Raw genomic sequence first — 15,891 nt, 5'->3', positions numbered from 1 at the left:
CCCGCGGTGTCCCTACCGCCGCTTGGGCAGCGGGACCCGTACGAGGTCCTGGGCGATGGTCAGTTCGCCGTCGAACCCGGCCGCCCGGGCCTGCCTCTCGAAGGCGGCCGGGTCGTGGTACCGCTGCGAGAAGTGGGTGAGGACGAGGTGGCGCACCCCCGCGTCCCGTGCCACGGAGGCGGCCTGGCCGGCCGTCAGGTGGCCGTGCTCGACGGCCAGCGTCTCGTCCTCGTCGAGGAACGTCGACTCGATGACCAGCATGTCGCATTCCTCGGCGAGGGCGTGGACGCCGTCGCACAGGCGGGTGTCCATGACGAACGCGAAGCGCTGCCCGCGCCGTTCCTCGCTGACGTCCTCCAGCCGTACCCCGCGCAGCTCGCCGTCCCGCTGGATGCGCCCGACGTCCGGCCCCTCGATGCCGTGCGCGGCCAGCCGCTCCGGCAGCATGCGCCGCGTGTCCGGCTCGGTGAGCCGGTAACCGTACGACTCGACGGGGTGGGAGAGCCTGCGGGCCTCCAGCGCGTACGCCTTCGTCCTGGCGACGACACCGTCGGCGGCGACGGGTGCCTCGTCGATCCGGGCCCGCTCGCGGTAGGCCGTGGCGTACCGCAGCCGCTCGAAGAACCTCCGCCCGCTCGCCGGGTAGTGCGCGGCGACGGGATGCGGGACCTGGTCCAGGTTGATGCGCTGGATCACCCCGGCGACGCCGAGGGAGTGGTCGCCGTGGAAGTGGGTGACGCAGATCCGGTGGATGTCGTGCGCGGCGACTCCGGCACGCAGCATCTGCCGCTGGGTGCCCTCACCGGGATCGAAGAGGAGTCCCTCGCCGTCCCAGCGGAGCAGGTAGCCGTTGTGGTTGCGGTGGCGTGTGGGCACCTGGCTGGCGGTGCCCAGCACGACGAGTTCGCGGACGGACACGGTGTCCTACCCGGGGGGCCACTCGAGGCCGCGCCCGCCGAGGACGTGGGCGTGCGCGTGCCAGACGGTCTGTCCGGCGCCGCTGCCGGTGTTGAACACCACGCGGTAGCCGCTGCCGTCGACCTTGTCGTCCGCGGCGACCTCACCGGCCTCGTGCAGGACGTCGGCGGTGATCCCGGGCTCGGCCGCGGCGAGGGAGGCCGCGTCCGGGTAGTGCACCTTGGGGATGACCAGCACGTGGGTCGGCGCCTGCGGGTTGATGTCACGGAAGGCGAGGGTCGTCTCGGTCTCCCGGACGATCGTCGCGGGCACCTCCCGCGCCACGATCTTGCAGAACAGGCAGTCGCTCTGCGGCTCTCCGGCCATGCGGACGGCCCTCTCTCGGCTCGGCTGACAGGTACGTACGTCCGTACCCTATCCGCCGGTCATCCCGGATCCACCGGGAACAGCGGCACCCCGGGCGCCCCGCAGGCCCGGGCCGTACCCGCGGGCTACTCAGGACCAGCGCCCCGTCCGCCCCAGCAGCAGCGCGGTGGCGGCCGTGCCCGCCGTGGAGGTGCGCAGCACACTGCGGCCCAGCCGGTACGGCCGGGCGCCTGCCTCCGCGAAGGCGGCGAGCTCGTCGGGCGAGACCCCGCCCTCGGGGCCTACGACCAGCACGATGTGGCCGTGCGCGGGGAGGCCGGCGGTGGCCAGCGGCTCGGATCCCTCCTCGTGCAGGACGGCCGCGAAGTCGGCGGACGCCAGCAGCTGGGCGACCTGCTTGGTCGTCATGGCCCCGGCGACCTCGGGGAAGCGGACCCGGCGGGACTGCTTGCCGGCTTCGCGTGCGGTGTTCCGCCACTTCGTCAGGGACTTCGCGCCCCGGTCGCCGCGCCACTGGGTGATGCAGCGGGCGGCCTGCCAGGGCACGATCGCGTCGGCCCCGGTCTCGGTCATCGTCTCGACGGCGAGTTCGCCCCGGTCGCCCTTGGGGAGGGCCTGGACGACGGTGATGCGCGGGTCGGGTTCCGGCTCCTCCCGGATCCCGGCCAGGTCCGTGACGACGAGCCGGTCCTTGCCCTCGGCCGCCTTGACGACACCCTCCGTCCAGCGGCCCAGCCCGTCGGTGAGGACCACGTCCTCACCGGGGGCGAGTCGCCGCACCGACACCGCGTGCCGCCCTTCCGGGCCCTCCAGGACGAATTCCGGCCCGGCGGGGACCTGCTCGACGACGAAGACGGGGGCGGTCATGACATACCTCTCAGGGACGGCGCCGCGAGGGCCGACCGGAGTTCGGAGTTGAGGACTTCGACGAGCCGCCCGGCGGGCAGTTCCCGGGCCAGCCGGTGGCCCTGCCCGGCCCACAGGGCCATGCCCTGGGGGTCACCCGCCTCGGCCGCGGCCTTGCGGACCGGGCTGGTGAGGTGGTGGACCTCCGGGTACGCGGCCGGGGCGTAGGGACCGTGTTCCCGCAGGAACCGGTTGACCAGGCCCCGGGCCGGGCGGCCGGAGAAGGCCCGGGTCAGCTCGGTACGGGTGAACAGCGGGTCGGTGAGGGCCCGCTTGTGGAGGGGGTGCCCCCCGGACTCGGGACAGGCCAGGAACGCGGTGCCGAGCTGTGCGGCGTCCGCGCCCCCGGCGAGGACGGCGGCGATCTGACTGCCGCGCATGATGCCGCCGGCGGCGATCAGCGGCAGCCGTACGGCTTCGCGGACGGCACCAAGCAGGGCGAGCAGCCCGGTGCCCAGGGCCCCGGGCCGGCTCTCGGGGTCGTCCCGGAAGACTCCCTGGTGGCCGCCCGCCTCGACGCCCTGCACGCACAGGGCGTCGGCCCCGGCACGCTCGGCGGCCAGGGCCTCGTCGGGAGTGGTGACCGTCACCACGGTCCGGGTGCCGACGCGGCCGAACGCCTCCAGCACCTCGGGGCCCGGGCACCCGAACGTGAAGGACACCACCGGCACGGGGTCGTCCAGCAGGATCGCCACCTTGGCGTCGTACCCGTCGTCGCGCCCCGCGTGGGGGTCACCGAGCCGCGTGCCGTACCAGGCGGCCTCCCCGGCGAGCTGCTGCCGGTACAGCTCGACGGCGGCGGCGGGGGGCTCGGTGCCGGCCGCCGCGCAGGAGCCGGTGCCCGTACCGGGCACCGGCTCCTGCGGCAGGAACAGATTGACCCCGAAGGCCCGGGAACTGAGCCCCCGCACCCGCTGGACCTCCTGGTACAGGCCGTCGGCCGTCTTGTACCCGGCCGCGAGAAACCCGAGCCCCCCGGCCTCGCCCACGGCGGCGGCCAGCTCGGGGCAGGACCCGCCGCCGGCCATAGGGGCCTGCACGATCGGAACCCGGCAGAGACCGCTCACCACGGAGGACATGCCCCGCATCCTGTCACGCCCCGGAGGGCCGGGCCGTTCCGCTGCGGGCAGCCCTTCCGCGGGGTGCCGGGGAGTCCCCTGCTCGAACGGGGCTGCGCGCCAGGGGGCGCGGGCACCACGGAACCACCGGCGGGGCGGGCCCGGCAGGCACGTCCGCCGCCGGTGTCCGGGAGCCCGGCGAGGCGGGGCCCCGCGGAAGGGGCCCGCCCCGCCGTGGCGACTCACCGCCCGTTGAACGCGTCCTTCAGCCGGGAGAACAGACCCTGCTGGCCCGGCGCGAACTGCCCCGTCGGCCGCTCCTCGCCCCGCAGCTTCGCCAGCTCCCGCAGCAGCCGCTCCTGCTCCGGGTCCAGCTTCTGCGGGGTCTGCACCTCGACGTGCACGATGAGGTCGCCGCGCCCACCGCCCCGCAGGTGCGTGACGCCGCGTCCGTGCAGCGGGATCGACTGACCGGACTGCGTGCCCGGCCGGATGTCGACCTCCTCCATCCCGTCCAGCGTCTCCAGCGGGCACTTCGTGCCCAGCGCCGCCGCCGTCATCGGAATGGTCACCGTGCAGTGCAGGTCGTCGCCGCGCCGCTGGAACACCGAGTGCGGCAGCTCGTGGATCTCCACGTACAGGTCACCGGCCGGGCCGCCGCCCGGGCCGACCTCGCCCTCACCCGCAAGCTGGATGCGCGTGCCGTTGTCGACACCGGCCGGGATCTTGACGGTCAGGGTCCGGCGGGACCGGATCCGCCCGTCGCCCGCGCACTCGGGGCACGGAGTCGGCACGACCGTGCCGAAGCCCTGGCACTGCGGGCACGGCCGCGAGGTCATGACCTGGCCCAGGAAGGACCGCGTCACCTGCGACACCTCACCACGGCCGCGGCACATGTCACACGTCTGCGCCGACGTGCCGGGCGCGGCGCCCTCGCCGGAGCAGGTGGTGCACACCACCGCGGTGTCGACCTGGATCTCCTTGGTCGTCCCGAAGGCGGCCTCTTCGAGCTCCACCTCCAGGCGGATCATCGCGTCCTGGCCGCGCCGCGTCCGCGACCGGGGACCGCGCTGGGATGTCGTGCCGAAGAACGCGTCCATGATGTCGGAGAAGTTGCCGAAGCCGCCCGCGCCGAAGCCGCCGGCGCCCCCGCCGGGTCCGCCGGCCGCGGAGGACATCGGGTCACCGCCGAGGTCGTAGACCTGCTTCTTCTGCGGGTCCGACAGCACCTCGTAGGCGGCGTTGATCTCCTTGAACCGCTCCTGCGTCTTCGGATCGGGGTTCACATCCGGGTGCAGCTCGCGGGCGAGCCTCCGGAAGGCCTTCTTGATCTCGTCCTGGGACGCGTCGCGGCGCACGCCGAGTACGGCGTAGTAGTCCGTGGCCACTTACGACTCCGCCAGGATCTGTCCGACGTAACGTGCCACTGCGCGTACCGCTCCCATCGTTCCGGGGTAGTCCATGCGGGTCGGTCCGACCACGCCGAGTTTCGCCACCGCCTCGCCGCCTGAACCGTAGCCCACCGCGACGACGGACGTGGAGTTCAGCCCCTCATGGGCGTTCTCGTGCCCGATGCGCACGGTCATCTTCGGGTCGGTCGCCTCTCCGAGCAGCTTGAGCAGCACGACCTGCTCCTCCAGTGCCTCCAGCACGGGCCGGATGGTCAGCGGAAAGTCGTGCCCGAAGCGGGTGAGGTTGGCGGTACCGCCGATCACCAGCCGCTCCTCGGTCTCCTCCACCAGCGTCTCCAGCAGGGTCGCCAGCACGGTGGAGACCGTCGCCCGGTCCTCCGTCCCGAAGGAGTCCGGGAGGTCCTGAACCAGTTCCGGCACGTCCGTGAAGCGCCGCCCGACGACCCGGCTGTTGAGCCGGGCCCGCAGGTCGGCGACGGAGGTCTCGCCGATCGGCGCGGGGCAGTCGACCATGCGCTGCTCCACCCTCCCGGTGTCCGTGATCAGCACCAGCATCAGCCGGGCCGGCGCCAGCGACAGCAGTTCCACATGGCGCACGGTCGACCGCGTCAGCGACGGGTACTGGACGACCGCCACCTGGCGGGTGAGCTGAGCGAGCAGCCGGACCGTACGGTGCACCACGTCGTCCAGGTCGACGGCGCCGTCCAGGAAGTTCTGGATGGCCCGGCGCTCCGGCGACGACAGCGGTTTGACCCCGGCGAGCCGGTCGACGAAGAGGCGGTAGCCCTTGTCCGTGGGGATGCGTCCGGCGCTGGTGTGAGGCTGGGCGATGAACCCCTCCTCCTCCAGTACGGCCATGTCGTTGCGGACCGTGGCCGGCGAGACGCCCAGTTGGTGACGCTCGGTGAGCGCCTTGGAGCCGACCGGCTCCTCGGTGCCGACGTAGTCCTGGACGATGGCGCGCAGCACCTCGAGTCTGCGTTCACTCAGCACGCGCGCACCTCCAGCTGGCTCCGGTCCCGGTCGACGTCTCCGTCCGACGTCTGCTGGCACTCACCATGCCCGAGTGCCAATCATCCCCGCCGCCAGTGTAAGGCGCCGAGTCCATGGCCTGGCAAGGCAAGGGCGCCAGATCACACCACACGACGGCCGAGCGCGCCAAGGAGGACGTCGCCGTATGGTCGCCGTATGGACGTGGATTGGGAAGGCTCCGGGTGGGAACGGCTCGCGGAGGGCGTGGGCCGTCGGCGGCTGCCCGTCTGGGACGCCACGGCCGGGCTCGTGGTGGGTCAGGAGGCGGCGCTGCTGTTCGACGCGGGCGCCACGCTGCGGGAGGGCGCGCGGCTGCGCGCCGAGGTGCAGGGGCTGCTGGGCGGCGGGCGGCGCGTGACGCATCTCGCACTGAGTCATCCGCACTTCGATCATGTCCTGGGCGCGGCGGCGTTCGCCGGGGCGCAGGTGTACGGGGCGGTCGGGGTGGAGGAGCTGCTGGTCAGGGACCGGGACGTGCTGCGCGCCGACGCGGTGCGGCACGGGGTGACGGAGGCGGAGGCCGCGGAGGCGGTGGACGTGCTGGTGCACCCGCACCACGGGGTGTGCGGCGAGTGGACGCTGGACCTGGGTGGCAGACAGGTGCTGCTGGCGAACGTGGGCCCGGGCCACACCGGCCACGACCTGGCACTGCTGGTGCCGGGACCGGGCGGGGGCGGGCCGGAGGTGGTGTTCTGCGGCGACCTGGTGGAGGAGTCGGGCGCCCCCCAGGCGGGTCCGGACGCCATCCCGTCCCGCTGGCCGGCCGCGCTGGACCGCCTGCTGGCCCTGGGCGGCGAGGAGGCGTCGTACGTCCCGGGCCACGGCTCGGTGGTGGACGCGGCGTTCGTACACGCCCAACGGGAGGAGCTGGCCCGCAGGTTCGCCGTGTCGTAGCGTGTGGCGGATGCGCCGTTACGACTCCGACCTCACCCCTCCGTGGAAGAAGCAGGCGCCGGCGCCGGAGGTCCCCGCCGAGCCCGACCTGGTCGTGGAGGAGGTCTCCACGGGCTTCTGCGGCGCGGTGGCCGGGTGTGAGGCGGGCACGGTGACGCTGGAGGACCGGTTCGGCAGGCACCGGGTGTTCCCGCTGGTCCCGCGCGGCTTTCTGCTGGAGGGGCGTACGGTCACGCTGGTACGGCCCCGGGGCGCGGCGCCCGTACGCCCGTCCCGTACCGCGTCCGGCTCGGTCGCCGTGCCGGGGGCACGGGCACGGGTGGCGCGGGCGGGGCGTATCTACGTGGAGGGCCGCCACGACGCCGAACTGGTGGAGAAGGTGTGGGGCGACGACCTGCGCGTCGAGGGCGTGGTCGTGGAGTACCTGGAGGGCGTCGACGACCTGCCCGCGATCGTGCGGGAGTTCCGCCCGGGCCCGGACGCGCGGCTTGGTGTGCTGGTGGACCACCTGGTGCCGGGTTCGAAGGAGTCCCGCATCGCCGCGTCGGTCACGGACCCGCACGTCCTGGTGGCGGGCCACCCGTACGTGGACGTGTGGCAGGCGGTGAAGCCGTCCGCCCTGGGCGTCCCGGCGTGGCCGGAGGTCCCGCGCGGCCAGGACTGGAAGACGGGCGTGTGCCGGGCCCTGGGCTGGCCACCGGACACGGGTGCCGCCTGGCGGCGCATCCTGGCTTCGGTCCACTCGTACAAGGACCTGGAGCCCGAGCTGCTGGGCAGAGTGGAGCACCTGATCGACTGGGTGACCGCACCGTAGGGCGTGGCCCTCAGTCCACCAGGTCCCGCACCACCGCATCCGCCAGCAGCCGCCCGCGCAGGGTGAGGACGGCACGCCCGTCCTCGTACGCCCCAGGCTCCAGCAGTCCGTCCCGCAGGGCCCGCCCGGCCGCGGCCAGGCCCGCTGGGCGCAGCAGCGACATGGCGCACCCCTCCCGCAGCCGCAGCTCCAGCAGCACCCGCTCCACGCGCCGGTCCTCGTCGGTCAGCACCTCGCGCCCCGCCCCGGGGGACCGCCCCTCCGCCAGCGCGCCCGCGTACGCGCCCGGGTGCTTGACGTTCCACCACCGCACGCCCCCCACGTGGCTGTGCGCCCCCGGCCCGGCGCCCCACCAGTCGGCGCCCCGCCAGTAGAGCTCGTTGTGCAGGCAGCGGCCCGCATCGGCGGTGGCCCAGTTCGACACCTCGTACCACTGGAAACCGGCCCCGGTGAGCACCGAGTCCGCGATCAGGTACCGGTCCGCGTGCACGTCGTCGTCGGTCATCGGCACCTCACCCCGCCGGATGCGGCGCGCGAGCTGCGTGCCCTCCTCGACGATCAGCGCGTACGCGGAGACGTGATCGGGCCCCGCGCCGATGGCCGCGTCCAGGGAGGCCCGCCAGTCGTCGTCACTCTCACCGGGGGTGCCGTAGATCAGGTCCAGGTTGACGTGCTCGAACCCGGCGGCCCTCGCCTCCGCGACGCAGGCCTCGGGGCGGCCGGGGGTGTGGGTGCGGTCGAGCACCTTGAGGACGTGCTGCCGCGCGGACTGCATTCCGAAGGAGATCCGGTTGAACCCGCCCTCACGGAGCGTCGCCAGGTACGCCGGGTCGACCGACTCCGGGTTGGCCTCGGTGGTGACCTCCGCGTCGTCCGCCAGCCCGAACTCCTCCCGCACGGCGTCCAGCATCCGTACGAGGTCACCGGCGGCCAGCAGCGTGGGCGTGCCACCGCCGACGAAGACGGTCCGGACGGGCCGGGGGTCGTCGCCCAGCACCTTGCGCGCGAGGCGCACCTCGTCCGTCAGGGTGTCGGCGTAGTTGTCTCGGGAGGCGAGCACGCCGCCGGAGCCGCGCAGCTCGGTCGCGGTGTAGGTGTTGAAGTCGCAGTAGCCGCAGCGGGTCGCGCAGTACGGCACGTGCAGGTAGAACCCGAGGGGCCGCTGCTCGGCCTCGCGCAGGGCGGACGGGGGGAGGGAGCCGTCCTGGGGCACGGGCTCGCCGTCGGGCAGTACGGAAGGCATGAGGTCCATTGTCCGTCACGCCGCCGGAAACCCCCGCCACGTGCGCGGCAGGGGTTGCGGCGGCGGGAGAGCCCTGCCCGTCAGGCCTCCCGGGCGCCCTCGTACATCTCCTCGATGAGGTCCTTGTACTCCCGCTCCACGACCGGCCGCTTCAGCTTGAGGCTGGGGGTGAGTTCACCGTGCTCGACGTCCAGGTCGCGCGGCAGCAGGCGGAACTTCTTGACCGTCTGCCAGCGCTGGAGGCCCTCGTTGAGCCGGTCCACGTACCCCTGGACCAGGTCCTTGACCTGCTGGGTGGCGACGAGTTCCGCGTACGTCTTCCCGGCCAGTCCGTGCTCGGAGGCCCAGCCCTGGAGGGCGGGCTCGTCGAGCGCGATGAGGGCGGTGCAGAAGTTCCGGTCGGCACCGAGGACGACGAGGTTGGAGACGAACGGGCAGACGGCCTTGAAGGAGCCCTCGATCTCGGTCGGCGCGATGTACTTGCCGCCGGAGGTCTTGAACAGGTCCTTCTTGCGGTCGGTGATCCGCAGGTAGCCGTCGGGGGACAGCTCCCCGATGTCGCCGGTGTGGAACCAGCCGTCCGGCTCCAGGACCTCGGCGGTCTTGTCCGGCAGCCCGTGGTAGCCCTCCATGATGCCGGGGCCGCGCAGCAGGATCTCGCCGTCCTCGGCGATCCGGACCTCGCAGCCGGGCAGCGGCTTGCCGACGGTGCCGGTGCGGTAGGCCTCGCCGGGGTTCACGAAGCTGGCGGCGCTGGACTCGGTCAGGCCGTACCCCTCCAGGATGTGGATTCCGGCGCCCGAGAAGAAGTAGCCGATCTCGGGGGCGAGGGCGACGGACCCGGAGATGGCGGCGCGCAGCCGCCCGCCGAAGGCCTCACGGAGCTTGGAGTAGACGAGAGCGTCCGCGATCTTGTGCTTGGCGGTGAGGCCGAAGGGGGCGGTGGCCTTGCCGGTGCGGCGGAAGCTGTCCTGGGTGACCTTGGCGTACTCCCGGGCGACGCCCGCCGACCACTGGAAGATCTTGTACTTGGCGGGGCCGCCCGCGCGGGCCTTGGCGGCGACGCCGTTGTAGACCTTCTCGAAGATGCGGGGGACGGCCGCCATGTAGGTGGGCTGGACCACCGGCAGGTTCTCGATGATCTTGTCGATCCGGCCGTCGACTGCGGTGACGTGACCGACCTCGATCTGGCCGGAGATGAGCACCTTGCCGAAGACGTGCGCGAGCGGCAGCCACAGGTACTGGACGTCGTCGGGGAGGAGGAGGCCGGTCCCGGCGATGGCCTTGGCCATGTACGACCAGTTGTCGTGCGGGAGGCGTACGCCCTTGGGGCGGCCGGTGGTGCCGGAGGTGTAGATGAGGGTGGCGAGCTGGTCGGCGGTGATCGCGGAGACCCGGTCCTTGACGGCCCCGGGGTGCTTCTCCAGGTAGGCCTTGCCGCGCCGCTCCAGGTCGTCGAGGGTGAGGACCCAGCCTTCCGGGTCGCCCTCGGCGGGTTCTGCGGCAGAGGGGTCCAGCACGACGACGTGGTGGAGCTGCGGAAGGTCCGCACGGTGCTCGCGGGCCTTGGCCAGCTGGGCGGCGTCCTCCGCGAGAAGGACGCGGCTCTCGGAGTCGGCCAGGATGAACGAGGCCTCGTCGGCGTTCGTCTGCGGGTAGACCGTGGTGGTGGCGGCGCCCGCACACATGACGGCGAGGTCGCAGAGGATCCACTCCACACGGGTGGCGGAGGCCAGGGCGACCCGCTCCTCGGGCCGGACGCCGAGGTCGACGAGACCGGCGGCCATGGCGTAGACGCGGTCGGCGGCCTGTCCCCAGCTGAGCGACCTCCAGGTGTCGGGCCCCTGGCCGGAGGCCGAGGGCACCGGGTAGCGAAAGGCCTCGGCGTCTGGGGTCTTTGCCACGCGCTCAAGGAAGAGGGCCGCCACGGAGGGCGGCCGGTTCTCGATCTGGGTCTGGATGTCGCTCACGGCGTCCTCCGGTGGGCCGACCGGCTGTTTAACTCGCGAGTAACCGCGAGCGGGATCAGGTTAGAGCGCCGGGGCGCGCTGCGTAAGGGGCTGAGGTCGGGTGGTTCATACCCGGTTCATAACGACTGCGGACCCGTGACGAACGGCCCGGAGCGCCCGCCCGTCATCCGGACGAGCGCTCGCGGACCGGCATACCGCCGTCCTACTTCTTGTCCTTGCCGGCGGACTCGTCGCTGGACAGCACCGCGATGAAGGCCTCCTGCGGGACCTCCACGGAGCCGACCATCTTCATCCGCTTCTTGCCTTCCTTCTGCTTCTCCAGCAGCTTCCGCTTACGGGAGATGTCACCGCCGTAGCACTTGGCGAGGACGTCCTTGCGGATGGCGCGGATGGTCTCGCGGGCAATGACCCGGGACCCGATGGCCGCCTGGACGGGCACCTCGAAGGCCTGCCGCGGGATCAGCTCCCTGAGCTTGGCGACGAGCCGCACGCCGTACGCGTACGCCTGGTCCCGGTGGGTGATCGCCGAGAAGGCGTCGACCTTGTCGCCGTGCAGCAGGATGTCGACCTTGACGAGGTTCGCGGACTGCTCGCCGGTGGGCTCGTAGTCGAGCGACGCGTACCCGCGGGTCTTCGACTTCAGCTGGTCGAAGAAGTCGAAGACGATCTCCGCGAGAGGAAGGGTGTAGCGGATCTCGACCCGGTCCTCGGAGAGGTAGTCCATGCCGAGCATGGTGCCGCGGCGGGTCTGGCACAGCTCCATGATCGAGCCGATGAACTCGGAGGGCGCGAGGATCGTGGCGCGCACGACCGGCTCGAACACCTCCTGGATCTTGCCCTCGGGGAACTCGCTCGGGTTGGTGACCGTGTGCTCGGCGCCGTCCTCCATGATCACGCGGTAGACCACGTTGGGGGCGGTGGCGATCAGGTCGAGGCCGAACTCACGCTCCAGCCGCTCACGGATGACGTCGAGGTGCAGCAGGCCGAGGAAGCCCACGCGGAACCCGAAGCCGAGCGCGGCCGAGGTCTCCGGCTCGTACACCAGGGCGGCGTCGTTGAGCTGGAGCTTGTCGAGGGCCTCACGCAGCTCCGGGTAGTCGGAGCCGTCGAGCGGGTAGAGGCCGGAGAACACCATCGGCTTGGGGTCCTTGTAGCCCCCGAGCGCCTCGGTGGCGCCCTTCGCCTGGCTGGTGATCGTGTCGCCGACCTTGGACTGGCGGACGTCCTTCACACCGGTGATGAGGTAGCCCACCTCGCCCACGCCGAGGCCGTCGGCGGCGAGCATCTCCGGGGAGTTGGTGCCGATCTCCAGCAGCTCATGGGTGGCGCCGGTCGACATCATGCGGATGCGCTCGCGCTTGTTGAGCTGGCCGTCGACGACCCGGACGTACGTGACGACGCCGCGGTAGGAGTCGTACACGGAGTCGAAGATCATCGCGCGGGCGGGGGCGTCCGCGACACCGACCGGGGCGGGGACGTCCCGGACCACACGGTTCAGGACCGCGTCGACGTTGAGGCCGGTCTTGGCGGAGACACGCAGCACGTCGTCGGGGTCGCAGCCGACCAGGTTCGCCAGCTCCTCGGCGAACTTCTCCGGCTGAGCGGCCGGGAGGTCGATCTTGTTGAGGACCGGGATGATCGTGAGGTCGTTCTCCATCGCCAGGTAGAGGTTGGCGAGGGTCTGGGCCTCGATGCCCTGGGCGGCGTCGACCAGCAGGATCGTCCCCTCGCAGGCGGCGAGCGAACGCGACACCTCGTACGTGAAGTCCACGTGACCGGGGGTGTCGATCATGTTGAGGATGTGGGTCGTCCCCTGGTGCTCACCCTCGGTGGGCGCCCAGGGAAGACGGACCGCCTGGGACTTGATCGTGATGCCGCGCTCGCGCTCGATGTCCATGCGGTCGAGATACTGAGCGCGCATCTGCCGCTGCTCGACCACTCCGGTGAGCTGGAGCATCCGGTCGGCAAGGGTCGACTTGCCGTGGTCGATGTGCGCGATGATGCAGAAGTTGCGGATCAGTGCCGGGTCGGTACGGCTCGGCTCGGGCACGTGGCTGGGGGTCGCGGGCACGCAGGGTCCTGATTCTCGAGACTCCGGGCGGGCTCGCCGGGTCTCTGCTCGGTCTACTCGGGTCTACGTCGGGTCGTTACGCAGCCTCCATGGTCCCACGGACGGCGACGAGCGCCCGGTTTGGGATGCCCTGAAGGCTGCTGGTAGCTTAGGTAGCTGTGTCTCGTGCACCCTCTCAGCGTGGGACACGGCTGAAAAATCCTTACGAACCTGAAAAGGCTCTTTCGTGGCGAACATCAAGTCCCAGATGAAGCGGATCAAGACCAACGAGAAGGCGCGCCTGCGTAACAAGGCCGTCAAGTCGTCGCTCAAGACCGCGATCCGCAAGACCCGCGAGGCCGTTGCCGCGGGTGACGTCGAGAAGGCCACCGTGGCCCTGCGCGACGCCAACCGCAACCTCGACAAGGCGGTCTCGAAGGGCGTCATCCACAAGAACGCGGCCGCCAACAAGAAGTCGGCGCTCGCGACCAAGGTTGCCGCTCTCAAGGGCTGAAGCACCAGCCATCCGGGGGTGACCCCGGAACCGGCTCGGCGCGCCGGGGTTGACGCCCCGGAGTGACGGACCGGACGACTTGATCGCCGGGCGGGGTCCAGCGGGCCCTCTCAACCACGCTCCCGACCGGCACCCCGAGCCCGTACGCGGCCTGCGTTCGCCACGCGGGTACGGGCTCACACACGCGTAGCCCGGAGGCCCCGGTCGCCGTCCTTCCCCAGGACACCGACCGGGGCCTCCGGCCTTCCGCCGCGCGGCAGCCCGCTGGATGCGGGGGCGGGCGCCCCCAGGCGCGGTGAACGGGGTCTGGGGCGGGGCCCCGGTCACGGAAGGGGACGGGCCGGGCGGGAAGAGGGCAGGGGACGGGAAAGAGCCCGCCCGGCATTCCCCCGTGGCCGGCCGACCGCACCTCAGCACCGGTCCCCGGCTCCCCCGTCCTCAGTGCCGCACCCTCAGCGCCGTGCCCGCGCAGCCCGTGCGATCGCCACAACCGCCTTCTCCAACGCGTACTCCGGGTCGTCGCCCCCGCCCTTGACCCCCGCGTCCGCCTCCGCGACCGCCCGCAGCGCGACGGCGACGCCGTCCGGCGTCCACCCCCGCATCTGCTGCCGCACCCGGTCGATCTTCCAGGGCGGCATACCCAGCTCCCGCGCCAGATCGGCGGGACGCCCCCCGCGGGCCGAGGACAGCTTGCCGATGGCCCGCACTCCCTGCGCCAGAGCACTGGTGATCATCACGGGCGCGACTCCTGTGGAGAGCGACCAGCGCAACGCCTCCAGCGCTTCCGCCGCCCGCCCCTCCACGGCCCGGTCCGCGACATTGAAGCTGGACGCCTCGGCCCGGCCCGTGTAGTAGCGCCCGACGACCTTCTCGTCGATGGTGCCGTCCACATCGGCAGTGAGCTGAGCGACCGCGCTGGCGAGTTCCCGCAGGTCGCTGCCGATGGAGTCGACCAGCGCCTGGCACGCCTCGGGGGTCGCCGAGCGCCCCAGGGCCCGGAACTCCTGCCGTACGAAGGTCAGCCGCTCGGCGGGCTTCGTGGTCTTGGGACAGGCGACCTCGCGGGCCCCGGCCTTACGCGCTGCGTCCAGCAGCCCCTTGCCCTTGGCACCCCCCGGGTGGAGGAGCACCAGGGTGATCTCCTCCACGGGCGCGGCGAGGTACGCCTTGACGTCCTTGACGGTGTCCGCCGAAAGGTCCTGAGCGTTGCGCACGATCAGCACCTTGCGCTCCGCGAACAGCGAGGGGCTCGTCAGTTCCGCGAGCGTACCGGGCTGGACCTGGTCGGCGGTGAGGTCCCGTACGTCGGTGTCGGCGTCAGCGGAGCGTGCCGCCGCCACCACCTGCCGGACGGCGCGGTCCAGGAGCAGGTCCTCCTGCCCGACCGCGAGCGTGACGGGAGCGAGCGGATCATCGGTCGTCTTCTTACTGGCCATCCCCCTCAGCATCCCACGCCCCACCGACACGAGGGCCCGACGCCCGCACGCGGCGCCCGCCGGTCCCCTCCCCTACTGCTCCTCCCTCCAGCCCTCCCATTTCGCCGCGAAGGCGTCCAGGTCCTCCGGGGACAGCCGGGCGGCCGGGTCCTCGACCACCACCAGCCACTGGGCGTCCTCGGCATCGTCCTCACCGGCCAGGGCGTCCCGCACCAGCAGCGGCTCCTCGTCCAGCCGGTACTGGTCGGCCAGCGCCTCGGCCGCCTCCTCCGCCGCGTCGCGGTCGGGCAGTACCAGCACATGCCGCACGTCGTCCACGTCGTCCCTGCCGTCGTACTCGTCGTTCACACCCCCATTGTGGGAGAGGGAGAGGGAGAGGGAGAGGCCACTCCCCCGCCTACCGGCCGGCCCGCCGCACCTCGGGGTCGACGGCCCGGGCCTCGGCGACGGGCCGGTGGATGTGGATCCGCCCGTCGAGCGCACATCGAGGGCCGGAGCACGGCGCACCCGCCGCGCCGTTCGCCGGTGCGTGGCGGACCCGCCGCCCCGGTCGCGGCAGACCGCGCCCGGCCGACCGCCGACCTCGTGCGACTCCGACGTCGCGTCGCCCCGGACCGTCAGGAGGCGGTCCCGGCGCGCTCAGGCCATCGGCGCACCGCCGAACTCCCTGCCGTGGCGGGCCCGCACCTGCCCGAGGTGCGCGGCGTCGCTCCGATCGCGGTACCTCTCGCCGCCACCGGTCCGGTGCCGCTGCTCACCGGCGCGGTCACCCGCGCCCTGGCCGCGACGGTCACGGGGACAGGGACGGTCACCGGCGCCCTGGTCCGCCTCACCTCGGCAGTCTTCCCGACACGGCGCCGCCTCGGGCCCGGGTCGTCCATCGGCTGACGGCTCAGACGAACCTAGTGCTGTGACCGCATAGGTTCGCCGGGTTGGTGGCTTCGCCCCGATATTCTGCACGGCGTGATCAACTCATACGCGAGTTCGGACGATGCTGAGGTTGCGATAGCTGGGGCACGTGCCGGAGCGGACGTGGTGCGCAACATGTACGGCCAGCGGCTCACTCGCATTGACAAGGGCGCCGGTGACTTCGCCACCGCGGCCGACGTGGAGGCCGAGGAGACGATCCTCGGCGTCATCCGTACCGCTCGGCCCGATGACGCGGTTCTCGGCGAGGAAGGCGGGCAGCAGGGTGCGGCCGACGCTGTGCGCCAGTGGTTGGTGGATCCTTTGTGCGGCACGCTGAACTACGCCGTCGGCAACATGCTGGTGGCCGTC

Annotated in this window: 16 protein-coding genes; 5 read left to right on the top strand and 11 right to left on the bottom strand. The window is 72.3% G+C overall.

Translation table 11 applies throughout. The annotated features are described in order from the left end of the window. Nucleotides 1-12: 12 nt before the first annotated feature. The 6 genes from I3F58_RS13910 to hrcA all read right to left on the bottom strand — a co-directional run bounded on the left by I3F58_RS13910 (nt 13) and on the right by hrcA (nt 5,653). A complete protein-coding gene (locus I3F58_RS13910; RefSeq protein WP_240108735.1) occupies nt 13-918 on the bottom strand; it encodes a ribonuclease Z in 906 nt (301 codons plus the stop codon). Between the two features lie 6 nt (nt 919-924). Then, nucleotides 925-1,284 carry a histidine triad nucleotide-binding protein gene (locus I3F58_RS13905; RefSeq protein WP_240108734.1) on the bottom strand — a complete coding sequence of 120 codons (360 nt, stop codon included), beginning with the start codon at nt 1,282-1,284 and terminating at the stop codon, nt 925-927. A gap of 129 nt (nt 1,285-1,413) precedes the next feature. Then, entirely contained in the window at nt 1,414-2,151 is a 738-nt protein-coding gene (locus I3F58_RS13900; protein WP_240108732.1) for a 16S rRNA (uracil(1498)-N(3))-methyltransferase, read from the bottom strand. Next, nucleotides 2,148-3,269, bottom strand: coding sequence for a nitronate monooxygenase (locus tag I3F58_RS13895; protein WP_240108731.1), 1,122 nt, complete (start codon nt 3,267-3,269; stop codon nt 2,148-2,150). Before I3F58_RS13895 ends, I3F58_RS13900 begins: the two co-directional genes overlap by 4 nt. A gap of 221 nt (nt 3,270-3,490) precedes the next feature. After that, nucleotides 3,491-4,636 (bottom strand): molecular chaperone DnaJ, encoded by a 1,146-nt coding sequence (dnaJ, locus tag I3F58_RS13890; RefSeq protein WP_240108729.1) that lies wholly within the window; start codon nt 4,634-4,636, stop codon nt 3,491-3,493. Then, nucleotides 4,637-5,653: a heat-inducible transcriptional repressor HrcA gene (hrcA, locus tag I3F58_RS13885; protein WP_240108728.1), complete on the bottom strand. Its 1,017-nt coding sequence runs from the start codon at nt 5,651-5,653 to the stop codon at nt 4,637-4,639. Nucleotides 5,654-5,848: 195 nt separating this feature from the next. Between hrcA and I3F58_RS13880 the strand changes: the two genes are divergently transcribed. Together I3F58_RS13880 and I3F58_RS13875 are read left to right on the top strand one after the other, a co-directional pair. Continuing rightward, nucleotides 5,849-6,586, top strand: coding sequence for an MBL fold metallo-hydrolase (locus I3F58_RS13880; RefSeq protein WP_240108727.1), 738 nt, complete (start codon nt 5,849-5,851; stop codon nt 6,584-6,586). A gap of 10 nt (nt 6,587-6,596) precedes the next feature. Then, the gene (locus I3F58_RS13875) at nt 6,597-7,400 is read left to right on the top strand and encodes a DUF3097 domain-containing protein (RefSeq protein ID WP_240108726.1); all 804 of its coding nucleotides are present in this window, start codon (nt 6,597-6,599) and stop codon (nt 7,398-7,400) included. 10 nt (nt 7,401-7,410) lie between these two features. Here the strand turns inward: I3F58_RS13875 and hemW are convergent, their stop codons facing one another. From hemW to lepA, 3 genes are all read right to left on the bottom strand, one after another. Further along, nucleotides 7,411-8,643 carry a radical SAM family heme chaperone HemW gene (hemW, locus tag I3F58_RS13870; protein ID WP_240108725.1) on the bottom strand — a complete coding sequence of 411 codons (1,233 nt, stop codon included), beginning with the start codon at nt 8,641-8,643 and terminating at the stop codon, nt 7,411-7,413. An 80-nt stretch (nt 8,644-8,723) separates the two neighbouring features. Beyond that, nucleotides 8,724-10,613: a long-chain fatty acid--CoA ligase gene (locus tag I3F58_RS13865; RefSeq protein WP_240108724.1), complete on the bottom strand. Its 1,890-nt coding sequence runs from the start codon at nt 10,611-10,613 to the stop codon at nt 8,724-8,726. 202 nt (nt 10,614-10,815) lie between these two features. Further along, on the bottom strand, nt 10,816-12,684 hold the full coding sequence (gene lepA / locus I3F58_RS13860) for a translation elongation factor 4 (protein WP_240108723.1): 1,869 nt from the start codon (nt 12,682-12,684) through the stop codon (nt 10,816-10,818). Nucleotides 12,685-12,910: 226 nt separating this feature from the next. On the opposite strand from lepA, the gene rpsT reads away from it, so the two are divergent. Next, complete coding sequence (gene rpsT, locus I3F58_RS13855; RefSeq protein WP_240108721.1) at nt 12,911-13,177, top strand: 30S ribosomal protein S20; 267 nt, start codon at nt 12,911-12,913, stop codon at nt 13,175-13,177. Between the two features lie 452 nt (nt 13,178-13,629). On the opposite strand, the gene holA is transcribed toward rpsT, so the two are convergent. Continuing rightward, the gene (holA, locus tag I3F58_RS13850) at nt 13,630-14,613 is read right to left on the bottom strand and encodes a DNA polymerase III subunit delta (protein ID WP_240108720.1); all 984 of its coding nucleotides are present in this window, start codon (nt 14,611-14,613) and stop codon (nt 13,630-13,632) included. A 72-nt stretch (nt 14,614-14,685) separates the two neighbouring features. Continuing rightward, complete coding sequence (locus I3F58_RS13845) at nt 14,686-14,931, bottom strand: hypothetical protein (protein WP_240108817.1); 246 nt, start codon at nt 14,929-14,931, stop codon at nt 14,686-14,688. A 267-nt stretch (nt 14,932-15,198) separates the two neighbouring features. Between I3F58_RS13845 and I3F58_RS13840 the strand changes: the two genes are divergently transcribed. Beyond that, nucleotides 15,199-15,501 carry a hypothetical protein gene (locus I3F58_RS13840; RefSeq protein ID WP_240108718.1) on the top strand — a complete coding sequence of 101 codons (303 nt, stop codon included), beginning with the start codon at nt 15,199-15,201 and terminating at the stop codon, nt 15,499-15,501. A 75-nt stretch (nt 15,502-15,576) separates the two neighbouring features. Further along, nucleotides 15,577-15,891 (top strand): inositol monophosphatase family protein (locus tag I3F58_RS13835; RefSeq protein ID WP_308355009.1); only part of this gene is annotated, 315 nt, incomplete at its 3' end.

This window comes from Streptomyces sp. MUM 203J (assembly GCF_022414595.1).
Lineage (GTDB): Bacteria > Actinomycetota > Actinomycetes > Streptomycetales > Streptomycetaceae > Streptomyces.
The sequence above is the reverse complement of the archived record's forward strand: the minus strand, read 5'-3'. Positions and strand labels throughout refer to the sequence as shown.

Coding starts and splice junctions, on each gene's coding strand:
- I3F58_RS13905 (WP_240108734.1), bottom strand. CDS start 1,284: ATGGCCGGAGAGCCGCAGAGCGACTGCCTGTTCTGCAAGATCGTGGCG.
- hemW (WP_240108725.1), bottom strand. CDS start 8,643: ATGCCTTCCGTACTGCCCGACGGCGAGCCCGTGCCCCAGGACGGCTCC.
- I3F58_RS13880 (WP_240108727.1), top strand. CDS start 5,849: ATGGACGTGGATTGGGAAGGCTCCGGGTGGGAACGGCTCGCGGAGGGC.
- I3F58_RS13875 (WP_240108726.1), top strand. CDS start 6,597: ATGCGCCGTTACGACTCCGACCTCACCCCTCCGTGGAAGAAGCAGGCG.
- I3F58_RS13900 (WP_240108732.1), bottom strand. CDS start 2,151: ATGACCGCCCCCGTCTTCGTCGTCGAGCAGGTCCCCGCCGGGCCGGAA.
- I3F58_RS13895 (WP_240108731.1), bottom strand. CDS start 3,269: ATGTCCTCCGTGGTGAGCGGTCTCTGCCGGGTTCCGATCGTGCAGGCC.
- holA (WP_240108720.1), bottom strand. CDS start 14,613: ATGGCCAGTAAGAAGACGACCGATGATCCGCTCGCTCCCGTCACGCTC.